This is a genomic window from Bradyrhizobium sp. P5_C11_2 (assembly GCF_054049755.1).
In genome coordinates this window covers 1-6,406 of record NZ_JBFULT010000444.1, presented here as the reverse complement: position 1 = coordinate 6,406, position 6,406 = coordinate 1, and the positions used below count along the sequence as shown (strand labels likewise).

The following is a 6,406-nucleotide window of genomic DNA, read 5'->3' as shown; positions in this document are numbered from 1 at the left end:
GCACCGCGCTGGTCGACAACCAATACGTCGCCAAGATCTATCGCCAGCTCGAAGGAGGCACCAATCCCGAGATCGAGATCGGCCGCTACCTCACCGAGATCGCCCGCTTTGCCAATACGCCGGCGCTGCTCGGCAGCGTCGAGCTGGTCGAGGGCGACCAGCGCAGCGCGCTGGGCGTGCTGCACGCCTATGTCGAGAACCAGGGCGACGGCTGGGCGGTGACGGCGGCCTATCTCGACCGCTACGTGGATGAACAGCGGCTGGCGCCGGCGGGCGAGACCTCCCGCGCGAAGCCGGACCAGGTGCCCTATCTGCACCATCTGGCGCAAACCGGCCGGCGGCTTGCCGAGCTGCACATCGCGCTCGCCGCCGCAAAGGCCGGCGACCTCGCCCCCGAGCCGATCAGCCCGGCGCACCTCAAGCGCTGGACCTCGGACCTCAAGGCGCGCGCCGAGCGCGTGTTCGAGCAGCTGGCCGAGAACCGCGGCAATTTGCGGGAAACCGACCGGCCGCTGGTCGACCAGCTCGCCGCGGCGGGCGGGCGCCTGTCCGCCCGGCTGAATGCGCTATTGCCATCCGGCATCGGCGGGTTGAACATTCGTCATCATGGCGACTTCCGCCTCGGGCAAACTCTGATCGTGAAGGACGATATCTTCATCATCGACTTCGACGGCCATCCGCGCCTGGCCCTGGCCGACAAGCGGCGCAAGGCGCCGGCCGCGCGCGACGTCGCCGGGCTGATCCGCTCGATCGATCTGGCGGTGGCCGCGGCGTTCAACCGTGCGTTTTCGGGGGCCTCCGACGAGCAGGGCCGGCTCGCGGCCGCGCTCGGCGAATGGCGCGAGCGCGCCGTCTCGACCTTCCTGTCCGCGTACCGCGAGGCCATGACCGATCGGCGGCTGTGGCCGAAAGACCAGGATTCCGCGGAAGGCCTGTTAATGTTTTTCCTGCTTGATCAAGCGTTCGACGAAGTAGAGTACGAGCTGTCCAACCGGCCGGAAGGGCTCAATGCGCCGCTGACCCGGCTGCTTCGCATGCTGTCCAATGCCGAGAGCGAAGCCGATGCCTAAACTGCCTGCCGAGGCCTACGCGATCATCGAGGGCCGCCATTCCGACCCGTTCCACTATCTCGGGCTGCATCCCGAGGGCGGGAGGAGCGTGGTGCGCGCTTTTCTCCCCGAGGCCTCCAACGTCGAGGCGGTCGGCGAGCATGGCGAGGTGGCAAGGCTCGACCGCGTCCACGATTCCGGCCTGTTCGTCGGCGCCCTGCCCAACGGCTCCAAGCATTACCAATTGCGCGCGAAGTTCGGCGACAATGTCGTCGAGTTCGAGGACGCTTACCGCTTTCCGCCGATCCTGACCGACTTCGACCTCTATCTGCTCGGCGAAGGCACCCATCAGCGCCYCTACGACAAGCTCGGCGCGCATCCGATGACGCTCGAAGGCGTCGCCGGCATCGRCTTCGTGGTGCTGGCGCCGAATGCACGGCGCGTCGCCGTGGTCGGCGATTTCAACTTCTGGAATGCGCGGCGCCATCCGATGCGGGTGCGTGGCGCCGGCTACTGGGAGTTGTTCATCCCCCACGCCAAGGCGGGCGATCACTACAAGTTCGACATCGTCGGGCCGCACGGCCATCAACTGCCGCTGAAATCCGATCCGCTGGCGTTTGCAAGCGAGGTCCGGCCAAAGACGGCCTCCATCGTCTTCGACGAGGCGCATCTCGCACGTCCCCGCCCAGCGCCGGACGGCATCAACGCATTGTCGGCGCCGATGTCGATCTACGAGGTCCATCTCGGCTCGTGGCGGCGCAAGAACGGCGATGAATGGCTGACCTATCGCGAGCTCGCCGAGCAGTTGCCGGCCTACGCCCGCGACATGGGCTTCACTCATCTCGAATTCCTCCCCGTGAGCGAGCATCCCTTCGACGGCTCATGGGGCTATCAGCCGACCGGGCTCTATGCGCCGACCAGCCGCTTCGGCGGGCCGGAGGATTTTGCCGCGCTGGTCGATGCCTGCCACCGCGAGGGCGTCGGCGTGCTGCTCGACTGGGTGCCCGGCCACTTCCCGGACGATCCGCACGGGCTCGGCAGCTTTGACGGCACCTCGCTTTACGAGCATGCCAATCCGCTCCAGGGCCGCCACCTCGACTGGGGCACGCTGATCTACAATTACGGCCGCACCGAAGTGACGAACTTCCTGGTGTCGAACGCRCTGTTCTGGCTCGAGCGCTACGCGATCGACGGCCTGCGGGTCGATGCGGTCGCTTCGATGCTCTATCTCGACTACAGCCGGCCGCCGGGCGCCTGGATTCCGAACCAGTATGGCGGTAGGGAAAACATCGAGGCGATCGCATTCCTGCGCCGCTTCAACACCGAGCTATACGCGCGCTTCCCGCAGGCGACCACCGCGGCGGAGGAATCCACGGCCTGGCCGCAGGTGTCGCGCCCGGTCGAATTCGGCGGGCTCGGCTTCGGCTACAAGTGGAACATGGGCTGGATGCACGACACGCTGAATTACATCAGCAAGGATCCGATCCACCGCAAGCATCATCACGGCGAGATCCTGTTCGGCCTGCATTACGCGTTCTCGGAGAACTTCATCCTGCCGCTGTCGCATGACGAGGTCGTGCACGGAAAGCGCTCGATCCTCGGCCGGATGCCCGGCGACGAGTGGCAGCGCTTTGCGAATTTGCGCGCCTATTACAGCTTCATGTTCGGCCATCCCGGCAAGAAGCTGTTGTTCATGGGTGCGGAGATCGCGCAGAGCCGCGAATGGAATCACGACCAGTCGCTCGACTGGCACCTGCTCGAATACAAGTACCATTCCGGCATCCAGGCGCTGATCCGCGACCTCAACCGCCTCTATCGGGCGGTGCCCGCGCTGCACCAGATGGATTGCGACCAGGCCGGCTTCGAATGGGTGATCACCGACGACGCCAACCGCAACGTGTTTGCCTGGCTGCGCAAGGGATTTGACGAGCACGCGCGCTGCCTGGTGGTGGTCAACTTCTCACCCAACGTCTATCGCAACTACCGCGTTCGCGTGCCCTTCGCCGGCAAGTGGAAAGAGGTGTTCAATTCCGACTCCGCCCATTATGGCGGCAGCAATGTCGGAAACATCGGCGAGGTTCATGCCGTCGACGGCAAGGCGCCGGAGCTTCGCCTCACCATCCCGCCTCTGGCCGCGATCTTCCTCGTTCCGGAAAGCTGACCCATGCGCCTGACCGCTGGATCGCCCGCACGCCTCGGCGCAAGCTGGGACGGACGCGGCACCAACTTCGCGCTGTTCTCCGCCCACGCCGAGAGGGTCGAGCTCTGCCTGTTCGACAGCCAGGGCCGGCGCGAGCTCGAACGCATCGAATTGCCGGAGCGCACCGAGGACGTCTGGCACGGCTATCTCAACGACGTCTCGCCGGGCCAGCTCTACGGCTATCGGGTGCATGGCCCCTACGAGCCCGAGCACGGCCACCGCTTCAACGCCAACAAGCTGCTGCTCGACCCCTACGCCAAGCGCCTTTCCGGGCGGCTGGTCTGGAGCGATGCGCATTTCGCCTATCGCACCGGCAGCGCGCGCGAGGATCTGTCGTTCGACCGGCGCGACAATGCGCGCGGCATGCCCAAGGCCGTCGTCGTCGACGAGACGTTCAATTGGGGCCGGCGCGAGATCCGCCCCAATATCGCCTGGGAAGACACCATCGTCTACGAAGCCCATGTCAAGGGCCTGACGCAGAAGCGCGAGGACGTGCCGCCGAACCTGCGCGGCACCTATGGCGGCCTGTCGTCGCCGGCGATGATCGAGCATTTGAAGAAGCTCGGCGTCACCACGGTCGAGCTGCTGCCGATCCACAGCTTCGTTGACGACCGTATTCTGGTCGAGAAGAAGCTCGCCAACTACTGGGGCTACAACACGCTGTCGTTCTTCGCGCCGGAGCAGCGCTACGCCCAGGACAACGCGCTCGATTCCTTTCGCACGACCGTGGCGCGCCTGCACGATGCCGGCATCGAGGTGATGCTCGACGTCGTCTACAACCACACCGCCGAAGGCAATCACCTCGGTCCGACGCTGTGCTATCGCGGCATCGACAACGCCTCCTATTACTGGCTGAACCGCGAGAACCCGCGCTACTACGACGACTTCACCGGTTGCGGCTCGTCGGTGAACCTCACTCATCCGCGCGTGCTCCAGATGGTGATGGATTCGCTGCGCTACTGGGTCGAGGTCTGCCATGTCGACGGCTTCCGCTTCGACCTCGCCACCACGCTCGCGCGCGGACCGAACGGTTATGATCGCGGCAGCTCGTTCCTGACCGCGATCCGGCAGGACCCGGTGCTGGCCGCCGTCAAGCTCGTCGCCGAGCCCTGGGATCTCGGCCTCGGCGGCTATCAGGTCGGCGCCTTCCCCTCGCAATGGTCGGAGTGGAACGACCGCTACCGCAGCGCCATGCGGCGCTACTGGAGCGGCGAAGGCAGCCTGATCGGCGACATTTCCAGCCGCATGACCGCGTCATCCGACCTGTTCAACCACGACGGGCGGCGGCCGCGCGCCAGCATCAATCACATCACGGTGCACGACGGTTTCACCCTCGCCGACCTCTTCAGCTACAACGAGAAGCACAACGAGGCCAATGGCGAGGACAATCGCGACGGCTCCAACGACAACCACAGCAACAATTGCGGCGTCGAGGGCCCGACCGACGATCCCGAGATTCTCGGCCTGCGCCGTCAGCTTCGCAAGAACGTGCTGGCCTGCCTGATGCTGGCGCAGGGCATTCCGCTGATCCTCGCCGGCGACGAGGTCGGCAACTCGCAATCCGGCAACAACAACGCCTATTGCCAGGATAACGAGGTGGGCTGGATCAGCTGGGACAATCTCGGCAGGGACGGCGACGACATGATCGATTTCGTCGCTCATCTCGCCGATATCCGGCGCCGGTTCTCGCAGCTGCGCAGCCACCGCTGGCTCGACGGCCGCCCCGCTGACGGCGTGGCCTACGGGGTGTTGTGGCTGACGCCGGCCGGCGACGAGATGACGGAGAACGACTGGAAATTCCCGGAAGGCAGGTTCCTCTCCTATGTGATGGGGCCGATGGAACCGGGTGACGCCGCGATCTTTATCATTCTGAACGCCGCCCCCGAAGAGATCGCATTCAAATTGCCCAAGATGACCGGATACAAGAGCTGGCAGCAGATCCTGAACACGACCGAAGCCAAGCTGAACACGGTTGACTTTCAGCCCGGAAGCGACAGCAAGGCGCCGCCGCGCTCCGTGCTCGCCTTTGCGGGGGCGCTATGAGGCCATCCTTCGGCGCCAGGCCGACGAAGGACGGCGTATCGTTCCGCTTGTGGGCGCCCGGTGCGCGCCGTGTCGATCTCCTGCTCGACCGGCGGCACGCGATGCAGCGCCGGCAGGATGGCTGGTATGTGGCCGACATTTCCGGCCTGACCACGGGCAGCCCCTACAAATTCAGAATCGACGACGAGATCGACGTGCCCGATCCGGCCTCGGCGTTCCAGCCCGAGGACGTGTTCGGCCCGAGCGAGGTGGTCGATCACGACGCCTTCACGTGGCGTGCGAGCGATTGGCGTGGCCGTCCCTGGGAAGAGACGGTGTTGATCGAAACGCATGTCGGCACCTTCACGCGTGAGGGGACCTACCGCGCCATGATCGGCAAGCTCGATCATCTGGTCGCGACCGGCGTCACCGCGCTGGAGCTGATGCCGCTGGCCGATTTCGCCGGCCGCCGCGGCTGGGGCTATGACGGCGTGCTGTGGTACGCGCCCGACAACGCCTATGGCCGTCCCGAGGACCTGAAGACGCTGATCGACGAAGCGCATCTGCGCGGGCTGATGGTGTTTCTCGACGTGGTCTACAACCATTTCGGCCCCGAAGGAAATTACCTCGGCCGCTACGCGCCGGCCTTCTTCACCGACGCACACACGCCGTGGGGCAGCGCGATCGACTATCGGCTGCCGCAGGTACGCGCGTTTGCAGTCGAGAGCGCGCTGTCCTGGCTCACCGACTACCGCTTCGACGGCCTGCGATTGGACGCCGCCAACCACATCATGGCGATCCCCGGCGAGCAGTCGATGCTGCAGGATCTCAGCGTCACCGCCGGCGAACTCGCCAAGGCGACGGGACGGCACATCCATCTGGTGCTGGAGAACGGCGACAATCGCGCGAGCCTGCTCGATGCCGCGCAGGATCCGCCCAACGGCAAATATCGCGCGCAGTGGAACGACGACTACCATCACGTCTGGCATGTGATGCTGACCGGCGAGCTCGCCGGCTACTATGCCGATTATCAGACCCCGCGCATGGATCTCGCGCGAGCAATGGCGTCCGGCTTCGTCTACCAGGGCGAAATCTCGGAATTCTGGGGCAAGAAGCCGCGCGGTGAGCCGAGCGG

The 6,406-nt window shown here is 65.4% G+C and carries 4 protein-coding genes; all 4 read left to right on the top strand.

Annotated features, from left to right (window positions below; translation table 11 throughout):
* Nucleotides 1-1,070: putative maltokinase (locus ACXJL8_RS30455; protein WP_456686121.1), on the top strand; the 1,070-nt coding region annotated here is incomplete at its 5' end.
* Nucleotides 1,063-3,210 carry a 1,4-alpha-glucan branching protein GlgB gene (gene glgB / locus ACXJL8_RS30450; protein ID WP_456686120.1) on the top strand — a complete coding sequence of 716 codons (2,148 nt, stop codon included), beginning with the start codon at nucleotides 1,063-1,065 and terminating at the stop codon, nucleotides 3,208-3,210. The genes ACXJL8_RS30455 and glgB, both read left to right, overlap by 8 nt.
* 3 nt (nucleotides 3,211-3,213) lie before the next feature.
* Nucleotides 3,214-5,292, top strand: coding sequence for a glycogen debranching protein GlgX (gene glgX / locus ACXJL8_RS30445; protein WP_456617970.1), 2,079 nt, complete (start codon nucleotides 3,214-3,216; stop codon nucleotides 5,290-5,292).
* Nucleotides 5,289-6,406 (top strand): alpha-amylase family glycosyl hydrolase (locus tag ACXJL8_RS30440; RefSeq protein WP_456686119.1); only part of this gene is annotated, 1,118 nt, incomplete at its 3' end. The genes glgX and ACXJL8_RS30440, both read left to right, overlap by 4 nt.